Source organism: Nocardioides sp., from assembly GCF_030655615.1.
In the GTDB taxonomy this organism is placed as follows: Bacteria; Actinomycetota; Actinomycetes; order Propionibacteriales; family Nocardioidaceae; genus Nocardioides.
Genome location: NZ_JAURVJ010000166.1, coordinates 1 through 16210, shown reverse-complemented (window position 1 = coordinate 16210; position 16210 = coordinate 1). Strand labels below are relative to the sequence as shown.

The 16210-nt window shown below is 71.7% G+C and carries 15 protein-coding genes; 4 read left to right on the top strand and 11 right to left on the bottom strand.

The window, feature by feature from the left end:
* The first annotated feature begins 23 nt into the window (after positions 1-23).
* The 4 genes from Q7T52_RS13805 (at position 24) to Q7T52_RS13790 (ending at position 5216) form a co-directional block, all read left to right on the top strand.
* The gene (locus Q7T52_RS13805; RefSeq protein ID WP_304803425.1) at positions 24-1928 is read left to right on the top strand and encodes a biotin carboxylase N-terminal domain-containing protein; all 1905 of its coding nucleotides are present in this window, start codon (positions 24-26) and stop codon (positions 1926-1928) included.
* A 48-nt stretch (positions 1929-1976) separates the two neighbouring features.
* Entirely contained in the window at positions 1977-3143 is a 1167-nt protein-coding gene (locus tag Q7T52_RS13800) for an acyl-CoA dehydrogenase family protein (protein WP_304803423.1), read from the top strand.
* Positions 3144-3160: 17 nt separating this feature from the next.
* Positions 3161-4039, top strand: coding sequence for a carboxymuconolactone decarboxylase family protein (locus Q7T52_RS13795; RefSeq protein ID WP_304803421.1), 879 nt, complete (start codon positions 3161-3163; stop codon positions 4037-4039).
* A gap of 67 nt (positions 4040-4106) precedes the next feature.
* The gene (locus Q7T52_RS13790; RefSeq protein ID WP_304803419.1) at positions 4107-5216 is read left to right on the top strand and encodes a YihY/virulence factor BrkB family protein; all 1110 of its coding nucleotides are present in this window, start codon (positions 4107-4109) and stop codon (positions 5214-5216) included.
* 27 nt (positions 5217-5243) lie between these two features.
* On the opposite strand, the gene Q7T52_RS13785 is transcribed toward Q7T52_RS13790, so the two are convergent.
* From Q7T52_RS13785 to Q7T52_RS13735, 11 genes are all read right to left on the bottom strand, one after another.
* Positions 5244-5549, bottom strand: a complete 306-nt coding sequence (locus Q7T52_RS13785) for a hypothetical protein (protein ID WP_304803418.1) — start codon at positions 5547-5549, stop codon at positions 5244-5246.
* A gap of 14 nt (positions 5550-5563) precedes the next feature.
* On the bottom strand, positions 5564-6340 hold the full coding sequence (locus Q7T52_RS13780) for a tyrosine-protein phosphatase (RefSeq protein ID WP_304803416.1): 777 nt from the start codon (positions 6338-6340) through the stop codon (positions 5564-5566).
* A gap of 268 nt (positions 6341-6608) precedes the next feature.
* Complete coding sequence (locus Q7T52_RS13775) at positions 6609-7364, bottom strand: serine hydrolase (protein ID WP_304803414.1); 756 nt, start codon at positions 7362-7364, stop codon at positions 6609-6611.
* A gap of 15 nt (positions 7365-7379) precedes the next feature.
* A complete protein-coding gene (locus Q7T52_RS13770) occupies positions 7380-8195 on the bottom strand; it encodes a DUF1295 domain-containing protein (protein WP_304803413.1) in 816 nt (271 codons plus the stop codon).
* A gap of 215 nt (positions 8196-8410) precedes the next feature.
* Positions 8411-9721, bottom strand: coding sequence for a cyclopropane-fatty-acyl-phospholipid synthase family protein (locus Q7T52_RS13765; RefSeq protein ID WP_304803411.1), 1311 nt, complete (start codon positions 9719-9721; stop codon positions 8411-8413).
* 2 nt (positions 9722-9723) lie between these two features.
* Positions 9724-10965 (bottom strand): cyclopropane-fatty-acyl-phospholipid synthase family protein, encoded by a 1242-nt coding sequence (locus Q7T52_RS13760; protein ID WP_304803409.1) that lies wholly within the window; start codon positions 10963-10965, stop codon positions 9724-9726.
* Positions 10962-12959, bottom strand: coding sequence for an FAD-dependent oxidoreductase (locus Q7T52_RS13755; RefSeq protein WP_304803408.1), 1998 nt, complete (start codon positions 12957-12959; stop codon positions 10962-10964). Before Q7T52_RS13755 ends, Q7T52_RS13760 begins: the two co-directional genes overlap by 4 nt.
* Positions 12956-13690 carry an anti-sigma factor gene (locus Q7T52_RS13750; RefSeq protein WP_304803406.1) on the bottom strand — a complete coding sequence of 245 codons (735 nt, stop codon included), beginning with the start codon at positions 13688-13690 and terminating at the stop codon, positions 12956-12958. Before Q7T52_RS13750 ends, Q7T52_RS13755 begins: the two co-directional genes overlap by 4 nt.
* Positions 13687-14289, bottom strand: a complete 603-nt coding sequence (gene sigK / locus Q7T52_RS13745) for an ECF RNA polymerase sigma factor SigK (RefSeq protein WP_304803404.1) — start codon at positions 14287-14289, stop codon at positions 13687-13689. Before sigK ends, Q7T52_RS13750 begins: the two co-directional genes overlap by 4 nt.
* A 39-nt stretch (positions 14290-14328) precedes the next feature.
* Complete coding sequence (locus Q7T52_RS13740) at positions 14329-15048, bottom strand: fasciclin domain-containing protein (RefSeq protein ID WP_304803402.1); 720 nt, start codon at positions 15046-15048, stop codon at positions 14329-14331.
* Positions 15049-15154: 106 nt separating this feature from the next.
* The coding region (locus tag Q7T52_RS13735) for a molybdopterin-dependent oxidoreductase (protein WP_304803400.1) at positions 15155-16210 on the bottom strand (1056 nt) is incomplete at its 5' end.

The window sequence follows — 16210 nt, the reverse complement described above, 5'->3', positions numbered from 1 at the left end:
CCGGCGACCCAGGAGACAGTCCGATGATCCGGAGACTCCTGGTGGCCAACCGGGCCGAGATCGCGAGCCGGGTGTTCCGCACCTGCCGCACGCTCGGCATCGAGACGGTGGCGGTCCACTCCGACGCCGACGCCGAGCTGCCCTACGTCGCCGAGGCCGACCTGGCGGTCCACCTGCCGGGCAACGCGCCGGCCGACACCTACCTGCGCGCCGACCTCGTCATCGAGGCCGCGCTCAGGACCGGGGCCGACGCGATCCACCCGGGCTACGGCTTCCTGTCCGAGAACGCCGACTTCGCCCGCGCCGTGCAGGCCGCCGGCATCACCTGGGTCGGCCCGCAGCCGGAGGCGATCGAGGCGATGGGCTCCAAGATCGAGGCCAAGCGCCTGATGGAGGTGGCCGGCGTACCCGTCCTCACCAACCTCGACGCCGAGTCCGCGACCGAGGCCGACCTGCCGCTCATCGTCAAGGCCAGCGCCGGCGGTGGCGGTCGCGGGATGCGCATCGTCCGCGACCTGGCCGACCTCGCCGGCGAGATCGAGATCGCCCGCGCCGAGGCGCTGTCGGCGTTCGGCGACGGCACCGTCTTCGTCGAGACCTACGTCGAGCGCGGACGGCACGTGGAGGTGCAGGTCTGGGGCGACGCACAGGGCTGGATCGCCGTCCTCGGCGAGCGCGACTGCTCGCTGCAGCGGCGCCACCAGAAGGTCGTCGAGGAGTCGCCGGCGCCCGGCGCCTTCACCCGCGCCACCCGCAAGGCCATGCACCGCGCGGCGTTCCTCGCGGCCAGGGCGATCAGCTACCAGGGCGCGGGCACCGTCGAGTTCCTCTACGACGACCAGGCCGAGCGGTTCTTCTTCCTCGAGATGAACACCCGCCTCCAGGTCGAGCACCCGGTCACCGAGATGGTCTTCCACACCGACCTCGTCGAGCTGCAGCTGCGCGCCGCCCAGGGCGAGACCTCCGACGTCGACTACCCCGAGAAGCCCGACGGGCACGCGATCGAGGTGCGGCTCTACGCCGAGGACCCCGACCACGACTACCAGCCGCAGAGCGGGCTGCTGACGCGCTTCGAGATCCCGACCGGGCCCGACGTGCGCGTCGACTCCGGCTTCGCCACCGGCACCACCGTCACGACCCACTACGACGCGATGCTGGCCAAGGTCATCGCCTACGGCCGCACCCGCGAGGAGGCGGCCCGCACCCTGGCCGGCACCCTGCGCCGCGCGCGCATCCACGGCGTCACCACCAACCGCGACCAGCTGCTCGCGATCCTCGGCGACCACCGGTTCCTGGCCGGCGAGGTCAGCACCGCCTTCCTCGACCAGATGCTCGAGCGACCCGCACCCGTGGGCCGGCCCGAGGTCGCCGCGGCCCTCGCCGCCGCCGAGGCCGGCCGTCGCGACCGCACCGTCCAGCGCGGCACCCCGGTCGGCTGGCGCAACGTCATCAGCCAGCCCCAGCGCGTCGAGTTCGAGGGCGACGTCGTCGTCGAGTGGTGGGGCGGGCGCGACGGCTACCGGGTCGACGGGGTCACGGTGGTCGCGGCCTCCCCGACGACCGTCACCCTCGAGGTCGACGGGGTGCGGACGTCCTACGAGGTCGCCGCGGGACCCGACGGCGCCCACGACGTCGACTGGCCCGGCGGCCACGTCGCGCTGCGCCGGGTGCCGAGGTTCGTCGACCCGGCCGACGCCGTCGCGAGCGGCAGCCTGCTGGCACCGATGCCCGGCACGGTCGTCCGCGTCGCCGTGAGCCAGGGCCAGCAGGTCGCGGCCGGCGACACGGTCCTGGTCCTCGAGGCCATGAAGATGCAGCACACCGTGAGCGCGCCGACCACCGGCACGGTCACCGAGATCAACGTCCAGGCCGGAGCCCAGGTGGCCTCGGGAGAAGTCCTCGCCGTCGTCGAAGAGGACGGCGGCTGAGGTGCGAGCGAAGCGAGCCTCGAAGCCCCGTCCGACCAAGGAGAAGTCATGACCACCACCCTGTTCAACGAGTCCGAGGAGCGCCAGGAGCTCCGCAAGCAGGTCAACAAGCTCGCGAGCAAGTACGGCCGCGAGTGGTTCACCGCCAAGGCCCGCGCCGGTGAGAAGACGACCGAGCTGTGGCTCGAGATCGGCAAGAACGGCTACCTCGGCATCAACATCCCCGAGGAGTACGGCGGCGGGGGCGGTGGCATCGGCGACATCGCCGCGGTCTGCGAGGAGCTGGCCGCGCAGGGCTGCCCGCTGCTGCTGATGGTCGTCAGCCCGGCGATCTGCGGCACCGTGATCAGCAAGTACGGCACCGAGGCGCAGAAGCAGAAGTGGCTGCCCGGCCTGTGCGACGGCACCAGCACGATGGCGTTCGCGATCACCGAGCCCGACGCCGGCACCAACACCCACAACATCACCACGACCGCCCGCCGCGACGGTGACGAGTGGGTCCTCAAGGGCCAGAAGATCTGGATCTCGGGCGTCGACGAGGCCGACAACGTGCTGGTCGTCGCGCGCACCGAGGACGCCCGGACGGGCAAGGTCAAGCCGGTGCTGCTCGTCGTACCGACCGACAGCCCGGGCTTCGAGTTCACCCACATCCCCGTCGAGATGGTCTCGCCCGAGAAGCAGTTCCAGGTGTTCATCGACGACGTCCGGCTGCCGGCCGACGCGCTCGTCGGCGACGAGAACGGCGGGCTCGTGCAGCTGTTCGCCGGGCTCAACCCCGAGCGCATCATGGCGGCGTCGTTCTCGCTGGGCCTCGCGCGCTACGCGCTCGACGCGGCCGTCGCCTACGCCAAGGAGCGCGTGGTCTTCAACGGCCCGATCGGCGGCCACCAGGCCATCGCGCACCCGCTCGCGCAGAGCCACATCGAGATCGAGATGGCCCGGCTGATGACCCAGAAGGCGGCCGCGCTCTACGACGCCGGCGACGAGTCCGCCGCCGGTCCTGCCGCCAACATGGCCAAGTACGCCGCCGCCGAGGCCGCCTGCGACGTCGTCGACCGCGCCGTGCAGACCCACGGCGGCTACGGCGCCAGCCAGGAGTTCGGCATGGCCGGCCTCCTCGTCGCCACCCGCGTGGGCCGGATCGCCCCCGTCAGCCGCGAGATGATCCTCAACTTCGTCGCCATGCACTCCCTGGGACTCCCGAAGTCCTACTGAGGTCATAGGGTGATCCAATGCCTGATCCGTGGTCCGTGGGAGGCGCCACGGCGCTCCAGACCCACGCGCCCACGGCGGCCGTCGCGCTGTCCGGCCTCGTGTCGGTCTGGCCGGTGGGGGTCGGCGAGGCCGAGCTGACGACGATCCGCGCCGTCACGGCCGAGGGCCTTGGGCTCACTCCGCTGTGGCACGCGCCCGCCGGTCCGCGCAGCGAGCCCCTCGAGCCCGTGGCCGGCGTGATGCCGTTCGCCGAGCAGTTCGCGGTCGACGTGTCGGTCGTCGACGACGGCCTGCGCCGGGGCTGGTACGCCGTGGTCGGCCACGCCGCGTTCGACGCGACCCTCGTCGTCTGGGTCGCCGACTTCGTGCCCCGGGCGCGGGCGGCGCTCGACGCGCTGTTCGGCAGCGACTCCTGGTTCGACGTCGGCCTCTCGGCGACCCGGCACGGGCGCCTGGTCATGGAGGAGTTCATCCGCGAGGTCGGCCTCCTCGACGCGCTCGACCCGGTGACCACCGAGCTGGTGCGCCTGCGCGGCGCCCGCCAGCACACCTGCCGGCTCTGCATGTCGCGCCGCAGCCTCGACGCCATCGACGCGGGCGCCACCGCCGTCACCTTCGACGCCGTCGACCAGTACCGCTCCAGCGGGCTCGGTGACGCCGAGCAGGCCGCCCTCGCCCTCACCGACGCGATGATCTGGACCCCGGCGCACCTGCGGGCCCAGGACCTCGACGCCGTACGCCGTCACCTCACCCCGGCCCAGGCCGTCGAGGTCGTGCTCGAGGTGACCCGCAACTCGGCCAACAAGATCGCCGTCGCCCTCAACGCCGACCGCCCCGAGGTCGACGGGATCCAGCTCTTCCAGCAGGACGAGGGCGGCGGTCTGCGCTTCCCCTAGAGGCGCCGGGGAGCGGCTTACCCGGCGAGGTGACCTCCCGCCGACGGCACGTCGGTAGATTCCCCCCATGGGTGCGGTCAGTGGAGTCGATCGCACCCAGCGCCGGTTCACGGTGCTCGGCTTCCCACTCGCGGTGATCTACAAGTTCTTCGACGACCAGGGCAACTACCTGGCGGCTGCGATCAGCTACTACGCGTTCATCGCGATCTTCCCGCTGCTGCTGCTCGCGTCGTCGATCTTCGGCTTCATCCTGCAGGGCAACCCCGAGCTGCAGGACCAGGTGCTCAACTCGGCGCTGGCGCAGTTCCCGATCGTCGGCCAGGAGCTCGGCCGGCCCCAAGGCCTGCGCGGGTCGACCGGCGCGGTCATCGGCGGTGCCCTCGCGGCGGCGTACGGCTCGCTCGGGCTCGGGCAGGCGATCCAGAACCTGATGGCGACGGCGTGGGCGATCCCGCGCAACAGCCGGCCCAACCCGGTCCTGCTCCGCGCCAAGAGCCTGCTCCTGCTGCTCTTCGCCGGGATCGCGGTCGTCGGGGTATCGGTCATCTCGGCGGTCGGGAGCCAGACCGAGGTCTTCGGGGCCAGCACCAACACGACGATCAAGATCGCCATCCAGGTCGCCACGGTGCTCGTGGTCGGCCTCGCGCTGACGGTGCTGATGCGCTTCGCGTCGGCCCGCAGCCACCGGATCACCCGCGCAGCGCCGGGTGCGTTCACCGTCGCGCTCCTGTGGCAGCTGCTGCAGTACATCGGCGCGGCCTACGTCAACGCGGTGCTCGACGGCCCGACGTCGCTCAACCAGACGTTCGGCTTCGTCCTCGGGCTCATCGGCCTCATCTACATCGCCGCGGTGATGGCGATCCTGGGCGTCGAGGTCAACGTCGTGCTCGCCCGGCGACTGTGGCCGAGAGCACTGCTCACACCGTTCACCGACTCGGTCGACCTCACCGAGGCCGACCGTCGCGCCTACGCGATGTACGCCCAGATGCAGCGTCACAAGGGGTTCGAGACCGTCGTCGTCCGCTTCGACGGGCGCGACGGCGACACCCACGAGATCGTCCTCGAGCCCGACAAGAAGGCGCCCGACCTGCGCGGGTCGGTCGACGCCGCCGTCGAGCCCGGGCCGGCGCCCACGTCGGTCGTGCAGCAGCACCCCGGCGAGGGCCGGGTCTCCTAGCCGGCTCGAACCGGGCTGGGGCCGGGCTCAGAACGGGTTGTCGGTGTCCCAGGGCGCCTCGAAGGTGTCGGTGTCGACCCCTCTCCCGTCGAGGTGGGTCACTGCCGCGTCGACGGAGGCGAACGTCGTACGCCGCACCTCGACCAGGTCCTCCGGCGCCAGGTAGGCGTCGGGCTCGACGTCGTCGGACGTCTCGACCTCGACGAGGACGACGCTCTCGCCCTGGTCGGGCTCGATCATCAGCCACGCCCGCCGGTCAGGGGTCGACGCGTCGACCTCGGCGGTGACCATGCTGTCGAGCATGGTCACGCGGTTGCGGATCTCGGGGCGCATCCACCGATCATGACCTACCCGGCGAGCAGCCGGGACCGCAGCGCCACGAGCAGGTCGTCGGTCAGGCCGAGCCCGTCGCGCAGGTAGCCCTCGACCGAGCCGTACGACCCCACCGCCTGCGCCAGGCCCGCGTGCAGGTAGGCGAGGTCGGCAACCATGATCGGCTCGAACGTCGGGACCCGGTCGGCGCCGAGGTGCTCGGCCACCAGACCGAGGTACTTCGCCCGGGTGTCGGCGGAGCGCTCGTTGGTGAGCAGGTAGTCGGCCTCGACGACGGCGTCGGCCACGCCCGCGACCCGGAGGACGAGCGCGGCGGCCCAGCCGGTGCGGTCCTTGCCGGCCGTGCAGTGGAACAGCTGGGGCGTCGACGACGTCGCGAGCGAGGCGAGGAGGGTGCCGAACGAGCGGCGGGCGTCGGGGTCGGTGACGAAGCGGCGATAGACGTCGAGCATCGCCGCGACGGCCGCGGGCGCGTCGGGGAGCTCGGCCCCTGCGCCGGGCGGGATGCCGCCGACCTCCACGTGCTGCCACGTCGTGCCGGGGACGGCGACGTCGGGATGGGCCTCGACCTCGTGGCCGCTGCGCAGGTCGAAGACCGCGGTGATGCCGAGCGAGGCCAGGGTCGCGGCGTCCTCGTCGAGCAGCTGCAGCTCGTTGGAGCGCCACAGGACGCCGGGCCGCAGCGGCTCACCGGCCGCCGTCGTGTAGCCCGGGCCGGCGACGTCGCGGAAGTTGTCGGCCGAGGCCAGCCGGGTGATCTCCTCGCCCCAGCGGGCGTCGTCGGCGGGCACGGGACCACCCTACGAGGCCATGGACCCCAGGCTCCGCACCCCCCGGAGTGACCATGCCCGACCAGCCCGTCCGGGGTCTGTCGGTCGCTGGCCGGCAGTCCCTACGCTCGTTCCGGCGGCACTGGGGAGAGTCGCCGAAGAGGGAGGGAGGCTCCGCGACCGCAGGCATGCGGACCCCGCGGACCACCCGCACACTCCCTGACCCGGAGGCGCATTCCGGGACGGGGAACGGAACGTCGCCGGCTCGGGCCGGCCCGTTCCTCATTTTTCAGAGCGGCGCCGCCGCCACCAGGTCGCGGACCCGGTCGCCGACGGCTCGGAGCCGCGGGACCAGGACCGCCGGGTCGCCGTTGCCGAGGCAGGCGTACGCCGCCACGCGGGTCGGGCCGGTGACCAGGCCGACGTCGCAGCGGACGTCGGTGTCTGTGCCGGTCTTGTTGACGAGTGCGCCGTCAGCCCCGTCAGCGACGAGGGGGTCGAGCGCGAAGGCCGAGGCGACCAGCGAGTGGTCGAGGCCGGCGGCCAGCCAGCCGAGCACCCGCTCCGACACCGCCGCCGACACCCAGGTGCGCCGGTGGAGCGCGACGAGCACGTCGGTCCACTCGCGAGCCGTGCCGGTGCTGAGCGTCGGCGGGTCCGACGGCCCGCGGGTGTCGCGGACGACGTCCCAGAGACCGGTGTCGCGCAGGCCGAACGCGTTGACCGCGTCGTGGCCGAGCCGGTCGACCAGCACGTTGGTGGCCCAGTTGTCGCTCACCGCGCCGACCAGCAGCGCCACGTCGAGGACCGGCAGCGCATCGGTGGTCATCAGGTGCCACAGCCCGGAGTCGCCGACGCGCGGCGTCACCGTGCGCGACAGCACCTCGTCGGGCGCCACGTCGCCGGCCTCGAGCGCGACCGCGAGGGCCGACAGCACGAGCACCTTCGCCACGCTGGCCGTGCGCAGCACGGTGTCCGGGGCCTCCGACACGAGGACCTCGCCGGTGCCCGCGTCGACGACGTGGAGCGAGACGACGTCAGGCACGACCTCAGCACGTCCTCAGGCACGTCGGGGCGGGCGCGGGAAGAACAGCGGCACGCGCTCGGCGTACTCGGGGAAGCCGGGGCGCTTCATCATCGTCTTCTCCAGCAGCTTCGCGCCGGTGACGTTGCGGATGAAGAGCGTCATCGCGATCGGCGACAGCACGGTCGCGAGGCCGACGACCCAGCCCGACGCGAGCCCGCCGACCAGCCACAGCCCCCACCAAACGGCCGCGTCGCCGAAGTAGTTGGGGTGACGCGTCCAGGCCCACAGCCCGGTCTCCATGACCTGCGGGCGCTGGTCCTTGGGGATCTGCTTGTAGGCCGCGAGCTGTCGGTCGCCGACCGTCTCGAAGAACAGCCCGACGCCCCAGACCACGACGCCGACGACGACCGCCGGCCAGAGATCGACGGTGAAGAACGCCCCGACGGCGACCGGGATCGCGATGAACCACTGCGCCGTCCCCTGGACCAGCAGGACCCGTCGTACGACGGTCCCGATGCCGACCTCGGAGACCGGCCCGCCGAGCATCTCGGTGTAGCGCGGGTCCTCCTTGCCGGCGTGGTCACCCAGCGCGCGACCACGGACGTGCCACGCGAGCCGCCCGCCCCAGACGGCCACCAGCCCGACCAGCAACCAGGCGTGCCAGGCGTCGCCCTCGTCGCTCAGGGTCGCGACGACGGCGGCCACCAGGGCCACCAGCACGAACCCCGCACCCCACGTCACGTCGACCACCGCCGCCTTGTCGAGCTGGCGGATCCGGACAGCGGTGACGCCCATCCCGACCACCACGGTCAGCAGCGACGCGCCGAGCGCGACCAGCACGTTGTCCATGCCGCGAGTCTGACGGACCCGCCCGCACCGGAACCCATCCGTCTGGCTCGGATCGGTCGCGTTGGGTGGAGTTTCGTCGCGGGAGGTGGAGATTCACCGCTGAGGCGGGGGTTTTCCTCATGGGGAGGTTGTCGAGCGTTTCTACCGGTTCTACGACGAAGTTTCGTCGCAGAGGGAGGAGATCCACCGCTGAAGCGGTGAATCTCCACCAGGGGTCAGACCCCCCGCACCAACGGCAGGTCGTGCGGACCGTCGGGACGCACCATCAGGATCTGGTCGACGCCCATGCGGCCGTCGCGGAAGGCCATCGAGCCGCCGACGAGGTAGAGCTCCCAGACGCGGTAGGTCTCCTCGTCGGTGAGCTCGACGAGGCGGTCGCGGTGGGCGTAGAAGTTCTCGAGCCAGCCGGCGACGGTGAGCACGTAGTGCTCGCGCAGGCCGTGGACGTCGCGGACCTCGAGCCCGGCGCGCTCGAGGAAGGCGACGGTCTCGCCGACGGGGCGCATGTACATGTCGGGCGCGATGAACGACTCGATGAACGGGCCGCCGCCGGGCCACTTGCCGGTTCGCGACATCTGCTGGATGAGCACCCGTCCGCCGGGCTTGACCGAGCGGCGCAGCACGGAGGCGTAGGTCGGGTAGTTCTTCTGGCCGACGTGCTCGCCCATCTCGATCGACGACACGGCGTCGAAGTGGTCGCGCTCGGGGACCTCGCGGTAGTCCTGGAGCCGGATCTCGACGCGGTCCTGCAGGCCGCGCTCGGCGATCCGGGCGTCGATGAACTTCTTCTGCTCCGCCGCGATCGTGACGCCGACGACGCGGGCGCCGAACTTCTCGGCCGCGCGCAGCGACATCGAGCCCCAGCCGCAGCCGACGTCGAGGAGGGTCGAGCCCTCGGTCAGGCCGAGCTTGGTGCAGACCAGGTCGAGCTTGGCCTCCTGGGCCTCCTGCAGCGGCTGGTCGGGTGAGGAGTGGTAGCCCGACGAGTACGCCATGTGCGGCTCGAGGATCAGCGAGTAGAACTCGTTGGAGAGGTCGTAGTGGTGGCTGATCGCGCGGCGGTCGCGCAGCGCGCTGTGCAGCCGGCCCTTGATGTTGGCCTGCGACGCCGGGGCGGCCGGCGGGCGGCCGAACGCCTTGAGGTCGAGGGCGGTGCGCACGGCCTGGACGATCGCGGCCGGCCGGGGACGGGTGCCGGACAGGCCGCGTTCGCGGGCGACGGCGAAGGCGTAGGTGAGGGCCTTGTCGAGGTCCCAGCCGTCGACCTCGGGCACGTCGAGCTCACCGGTCACGTAGGCCTGCGCGGCCCCGAGCTCGCCCGGGTGCCAGAGCAGGCGGCGTACGGCGTCGGCGGAGTGGAGCACGACGAGCGGGCCGTCGGCCGAGCCGGCCTCGGAGCCGTCCCAGGCGCGCAGGCGGACGGGGAGCTCGCCGCCGATGAACGGCGCGACCGCGTCGGCCAGCTGCTGGGCGACGCCGCCGCTGCGGCCGCGGGCCGGGGTCGTGCCGGTCTGGGTGGTGGTCATGGTCAGTCCCTCGCGAAGGTCAGCTGGTTGACGTCGATGTAGCCGGAGGCGAAGCCCGCGCGGCTGTAGTCGAGGTAGAAGTGCCACATCCGCAGGAACGTGTCGTCGAACCCGAGGCGGAGCACCTCGGCGGAGTGGCTCAGGAACGCCTCGTCCCAGAGCTCGAGCGTCCGGGCGTAGTGCTGGCCCATCGAGTGGGCCGGCGCCATCCGCAGGCCGGTGTGCTCGCGGGTGATCTCGTCGATGACCTGCACCGACGGCAGGAACCCGCCGGGGAAGATGTACTTGTTGATCCAGGTGTAGGTGTTGCGGGTCGCGAGCATCCGGTCGTGGGGCATCGTGATCGCCTGGATCGCGACCCGGCCGCCGGGCGCGAGCACCCGGTCGATGGTCTCGAAGTAGGTGCGCCAGTACTGCCAGCCGACGGCCTCGATCATCTCGACCGACACGATCGCGTCGTAGGAGCCGACGACGTCGCGGTAGTCGCAGATCTCGACGCTGCACTGCTCACCGAACCCGGCGGCGGCGACGCGCTCGTCGGCGAGCGCCTTCTGCTCGACCGACAGGGTGAGCGACGTGATGGTGGCGCCGCGACGGGCCGCGCGGATGCAGAGCTCGCCCCAGCCGGAGCCGATCTCGAGCACACGGGTGCCCTCGCCGACGCCGGCCTCGTCGAGCAGGCGCTCGATCTTGCGACCCTGCGCCTCCTCGAGGTCGGCCGCGGTCGCGACCGACGGGTCGCCCGCGAACAGCGCCGACGAATAGCTCAGCGTCGGGTCGAGGAACAGCTCGAACAGGTCGTTGGAGAGGTCGTAGTGGTGCGCGATGTTGCTCTGCGAGTTCTTGGACGTGCTCTTCTGGGTGCGCGGCGGACGCTTGACGACCACGGCGCGCAGCTTCTGCAGGCTCTCGGGCACGAGGTGCTGCATCTCGGCGGCGAGCACCTGGAGGAACCCGGCGAGGTCCTCGGCGTCCCAGGCCCCGGTGAGGTAGGCCTCGCCGAACCCGATCAGCTGGTGGCGCCCGATGCGGAGGTAGAACTCCTCGGGGCGCGTGATGACCATCGTCGGGCCGCCACGACCGAAGGTCTCGCCGTCGGCGACCACGGTGACGTCGAGGCGGTTGATGGCGGCGTGGAACAGCCGCTTGGCGATCCGGGCGGACACGCGGGCCCGCGGGCCGGAGGGCACGACGTCGAGTCCGGGCCAGTGGTTGGCGCTGACGCGCTCCTGGGCGACCGTCATCGTTGTACCCCTTCCTGGGAGTGTGCCGGGCGCTGACGCACCGGCAGTCGGCGCAGCCACAGCACGATGCCGTGGACGCGGATGAGGAGGGAGCCGCGCAGGGCCGCCGGGGCGGCCCGCAGGGCGGTGGTGTCGGCCGGGGTGCCGACCATGGAGGCGCTGAACCGGGCTCCGTCGTCGGACTCGAGCTCGACGACGACGTGCAGGCGGCTGCCCGCGCGCTTGGTGGGAGCGGGTACGGCGAGCTCGTAGGTGCCGTCGGTGCCGTGGAACGGCGAGACGTACATCGCCTTGGGCGTCGTGGCGCGGCCCTTGTCGTCGGTGTGGACGAGGTAGGCGTGCCGGTCGCCGTAGGTGTTGTGGACCTCGACGACGGTGGCGGCGAGAGCGCCGCCCTCGTCGTGGCACCAGTAGACGCTGATCGGGTTGAAGCAGTAGCCGAAGGCCCGGGCCTGGGCGGCCATGAAGACCTTGCCGGCGCCGACCTCGACGCCGTGCAGCCGCAGGAACGCCACGACGTTGGCCCGGATGGAGGTCTCCGGGTCGCCGAGGTGGTCGCGGGCCTCGAACCGGCCCAGGACGCCGTGGTCGGGCAGGTCGTCGAGGTCGACGACCCACGTCTGGGACTTCGTCGTGAAGCGGCGCTTGAAGGGGCGGCGCCGCGTGTGGCTGATCGTGGTGGCGTAGATGCCGGTGGTGACCTCGGGGTCGACCGCAGGCAGGACCTCGGGCCACTCGAGGCCGAGACGGGTGGCGGCGGCCAGGCCCGAGCGCGCACCGTCCTCGTGGAAGCCCCAACCGTGGTAGGCGCCGGCGAAGACGACCCGGTCGGTGTCGATCTCGGGCAGTCGTGCCTGGGCGGCGACGGAGACGGGATTGTAGAGCGGGTGCTCGTACTCCATCCGGTCAATGACCGTCGCCGGGTCGACGAGGTCGGCGCCACCGAGCGTCACGAGGTAGTGGGTGTCGGTGTCGAGGCGCTGCAGCCGGGTGAGGTCGTAGGTGACGATGACGCCGTCGTCGGTCGGCCGCTGCACGTCGGTGCCGGGTCGCCGGAAGTTCCACGAGGCCCACGCGTCGGTGGCCTCGGGCAGCAGCGAGGTGTCGGTGTGGAGCAGCGCGGTGTTGGGCGCGTAGGGCATGGCCGTGAGCAGCTCGCGCTGCAGCGGGGTGGGCTCGGCCAGCATGGAGAGCGCGTGGCCGGGGTGGGTCGCGACCACCACGGCGTCGTAGGTAGCCACCGCGCCGGACCCGTCGGTGACCTCGACGCCGGTGGCCGTCTCGAGGACCGAGGTCACCTTGGCGCCGAGCCGGACCTCGGGGAGCAGCGCGCCGATCTTCTGCACGTAGGAGTGCGAGCCGCCGGACACCGTGCGCCACTGGGGCGAGCCGAAGATGCCGAGCATGCCGTGGTGCTCGAGGAACGTGAAGAGGTAGCGGGCCGGGTAGTCGAGGGACACCTCGGGCTCGCAGGACCACACGCACGCCACCACGGGCTCCATGAAGTGCCGCACGAAGTAGGAGCTGAACCGGCCATCGGCCAGGAACTCCCGCAGGGTCCTGGTGTCGGACTCGACCGCGAGGAGGGCCTTGGCCTGGCGGTGGAACCGCGGGATCTCGGCGAGCATCGCGAGGTAGCGCGGCTTGCGGACGTTGGCCGCGTTCGGGAACAGGCCCTTGCGGCCCAGGGCTCCGGCCCACTCCAGGTCGCTGTCGTCGTCGCGGATCGACATCGACATCTCGGAGGGCTGGGTCGCCACGCCGAGCTCGGCGAAGATCCGGAGCAGCACCGGGTAGGTGCGGGGGTTGTGCACGATGAAGCCGGTGTCGATGTGCAGGTCACGCCCGCCCTCGGGGACGACGTGGGTGTCGGCGTGCCCGCCGAGCCGGTCGTCGGCCTCGTAGAGCGTGACGTGGGCGGTGCGCGAGGCGACGTAGGCGGCCGTCAGCCCCGCGACGCCGGAACCGACGACCGCGATCCTCCGCGCGTTCACGCCTGCTCGAACCCGATCACGTCGACGATCTTGTCGCTGGGCTCGGTCGGCTGCTCGCCGGCCAGCTCGACCGTGATGCCGACGCCGTCGGCCATGGCGGCGTCGCCCTTGAGCAGGACCGTGCTGCTGCCCCCGCCGATCTGGCCGGCCGGGATCATGTCGCTCCCGCGCTGCAGCCACAGCTCGTAGGTGTGGAGGGTCGGCGCGTCCGGCAGGTCCTCGGTGACGATGACGGCCTGCTTGAGCTTGACCGAGCGGACCACGGTGGCGGTGCCGCCGTCGGGCAGGTTGCGGACGACACGTTGGGCGTCGGACGCGTTGAGGACCTGGTCGGTCGGGCTGTCGGCCAGCTCGACGCCGGGCTTCTTGTCGTCGTCGCCGGCGAGGTCCATGGCCGTGGCACCGATGCCACCGATGGCGATCAGTGCAGCAGCCGCTGCGACCAGTGCCGGAAATCGGCGTCGGGTCGCCCGCCCTCGCTCGGCGGCGGCCACCATGACCGGCGGGAGCGGGCGGACGCTCTGGATGCCGGCGAGCACGGACTCGCGCAGCGAGTCGGGCGGCGTGAGGGCCGACGTCTCCCCGATGAGGGAGCCGGCCTCGCGCAGCGAGTCGACCTCGGCCTGGCAGGTCGGGCAGTCGGCGAGGTGGCGCTCGAACTGAGCCCGCTCGAACTCGTCTACTGCATCTACGGCGTATGCACCTGAGAGTGCGTGGATGTCAACGCTCATGAGTGCACTCCCATCTTGTCGCGCAGCCGGATCAGGCCGTCTCGGATTCTTGTCTTGGCGGTGCCGACGGGGAGGTTGAGGATCCCCGCCACTTCTGTGTGGGTGTAGCCACCGAAGTAGGCGAGCTCGATCGCCTCGCGTTGTACGTCGGTGAGCCCCTTCAGCGCGCTGCGGACCCGCGCGGCCTCCATGGAGGCCTGTGCTGCGTCCGACGTGCTGTCGTGGTCGATGCTCTGGTTCTGCTGGCTGTAGCCGGTGTCGCGTCGGGTGGACGCCTCGGCCGACCGGACCCGGTCGACCGCCTTGCGGTGGGTGATGGTCATCAGCCACGAGAGAGCGCTGCCGCGCTCGGAGTCGAAGCGGGTCGAGGTCTTCCAGACCTCGAGGTAGGCCTCCTGCACCACTTCCTCGGCCTGGGCCGGGTCACGCACGACGCGGACCGCGAGCCCGAAGATCCGGGAGGAGGTGGCGTCGTAGAGCTGTGCGAAGGCCTGCTGGTCGCCCTTGGCCGAGCGTCGGAGCAGGTCCGAGAGGACGTCGCCCGGTGCCATCGGCACCCCTTGCGGGGTGCCGATGGGCTCAGGCGTCAGTCTGGTCATGGACCGAGTCTGCCGTGTCTGTGTTCGAGTCGTCGAACGTCAGCTGGCCGGCATGGCGCCGGTGAGCACCTTGTCGATGACGTAGACGGTCGCGTTGGCGGTGGGGATGCCACCGCACAGGACGTTGGCGGTGACGGTGCCGTCGGTGACGGTCATGCCGGCCTCGGGGTCGCCCGCGATGGTCAGCGAGTCACCGATGAGGGTGGGCTGGTCGCCGACGATCGCGTCGGGCGCCAGGCGCGTGGGGAGCACGTGGTGCGACAGGATGACGGCCAGGTCGGAGTTGACGCCGTCGGCCTTGGCGCCGTCGACCAGGGCGGTCAGGTCGGCCGGCGGGATCTCCTCGAACGCGCCGTTGAACGGGGCGAAGACGGTCAGCTCGGGAGCCGAGTTGAGCACGCCGTCGAGACCCTCGACCGCGCCCACGGCACCGACGAGCTGGGTGAGGAGCGGGTTGGTGCCGGCGGCGGTGGCCACCGGGTCGACGACCATGCCGGTCAGCGAGCCGGGCTCGCCGTCGGCCGGGAGCTGGTCGCAGGCCGGGCCGAAGACGGCGTCGAGGTCACCGGTGGCCTCGGAGGGAGTCTCCTCCGGAGCGTCCGTGGTGGTCTCCTCGGGAGCGTCGGACGTCGCGGACGGCGTGTCGCTCGCTCCGCTGTCGCTGCTGCTGTCGTCCTCCTCGCCACAGGCGGCGAGGGTCAGCGACATCGTGAGGATCGCGGCGGCGGCGGTGCCGCGGCGGAGGGTCTGGAGCTTCATGGGAGGTGGTGCCTTCCGTTAGGGGACGTACGTGATGTGTTCGGTGCTGCCGGCCGGGCGGATGGGTCGAGTTGTGTGCTACAGGGTGAGACGCGCCACTCGAGGGTCAGGCGACTGTGAAGAAGAGGGAGTGGATGCCGCTGGCGCCGCCCGGGAAGGGCTGGGCCTTGGCGTCGGTCTGGGTGTCGCCGTCGCCGTCGACCACCCGGGCCGCGACCGTGTGCTGCCCGCCGTCGAGGTCGAGCTCCTGGTACCACTGGCGCCAGTAGACGTTGTTGACGTCGGCACCGGCCTGGGCGTCGGTCCACTCCCCGCCGTCGACCTTGACCTGCACCTTGGCGACACCGCCGTTGTCCTGGGCCCAGGCGACGCCGCCGACGACGACCTTGCCCGCCTTGACCGTGGTCAGCGCCTGGGGCGTGTCGATGCGGGCCGAGGGCTTGATCGGGGCGCGGGTGTCCCAGTTGCGCTCGGTCCAGTAGGACTCCTTCTCGGCGTAGGTCGTGAACGTCAGCCGGGTGACCCACTTGGTGGCGCTGATGAAGCCGTAGAGGCCGGGCACGATGATCCGCGCCGGGAACCCGTGCTCGCGCGGTAGCGGCTCGCCGTTCATCCCGATCGCCAGCAGGGCCTCGCGGCCGTCGGTGAGCAGGTCGTAGGGGGTGCCGATCGTCATGCCGTCGAAGTCGGTGGCGAGCATCTGGTCGACGCCGCTGCCCGGCTTGGCCCGGTCGATGATGTCCTTCAGGGGTACGCCGAGCCAGCGCGCGCCCCCGACGTACTTGCCGCCGACGCTGTTGGAGACGCAGGTCAGCGTGATGTCGCGCTCGACCATCGGCATCTCGAGGAGCTCGTCGAAGCTGATCTCGAACTCGTTCTCGACGTCGCCGTCGATCTTGAGGACCCAGTCGTCCGACGGCACGACGGGGACGTCGAGGCGGGTGTCGACCCGGTAGAAGTCCCCGTTGGAGACCTGGAGGGGCGTGATGCCCGGATAGGTCTGCCCGAGGTCCATCGGCAGCGCCGGGGCGGTCTCGCCGGCCGCGGCCGGCGGGAGCGTGATGTCCTCGGCACGGGCGCGGACCTTGCCGATCCAGCGCCCGGCGCCGCCCAGGATCGCGGCGGTGGCGGCGAGCACGCCGCCGGCGACGAGGACGCCGCG

Coding starts and splice junctions, on each gene's coding strand:
- Q7T52_RS13740 (WP_304803402.1), bottom strand. CDS start 15,048: ATGAAGCTCCAGACCCTCCGCCGCGGCACCGCCGCCGCCGCGATCCTC.
- Q7T52_RS13795 (WP_304803421.1), top strand. CDS start 3,161: ATGCCTGATCCGTGGTCCGTGGGAGGCGCCACGGCGCTCCAGACCCAC.
- Q7T52_RS13805 (WP_304803425.1), top strand. CDS start 24: ATGATCCGGAGACTCCTGGTGGCCAACCGGGCCGAGATCGCGAGCCGG.
- Q7T52_RS13760 (WP_304803409.1), bottom strand. CDS start 10,965: ATGACGGTCGCCCAGGAGCGCGTCAGCGCCAACCACTGGCCCGGACTC.
- Q7T52_RS13765 (WP_304803411.1), bottom strand. CDS start 9,721: ATGACCACCACCCAGACCGGCACGACCCCGGCCCGCGGCCGCAGCGGC.
- Q7T52_RS13770 (WP_304803413.1), bottom strand. CDS start 8,195: ATGGACAACGTGCTGGTCGCGCTCGGCGCGTCGCTGCTGACCGTGGTG.
- Q7T52_RS13750 (WP_304803406.1), bottom strand. CDS start 13,690: ATGAGCGTTGACATCCACGCACTCTCAGGTGCATACGCCGTAGATGCA.
- sigK (WP_304803404.1), bottom strand. CDS start 14,289: ATGACCAGACTGACGCCTGAGCCCATCGGCACCCCGCAAGGGGTGCCG.
- Q7T52_RS13800 (WP_304803423.1), top strand. CDS start 1,977: ATGACCACCACCCTGTTCAACGAGTCCGAGGAGCGCCAGGAGCTCCGC.
- Q7T52_RS13785 (WP_304803418.1), bottom strand. CDS start 5,549: ATGCGCCCCGAGATCCGCAACCGCGTGACCATGCTCGACAGCATGGTC.
- Q7T52_RS13790 (WP_304803419.1), top strand. CDS start 4,107: ATGGGTGCGGTCAGTGGAGTCGATCGCACCCAGCGCCGGTTCACGGTG.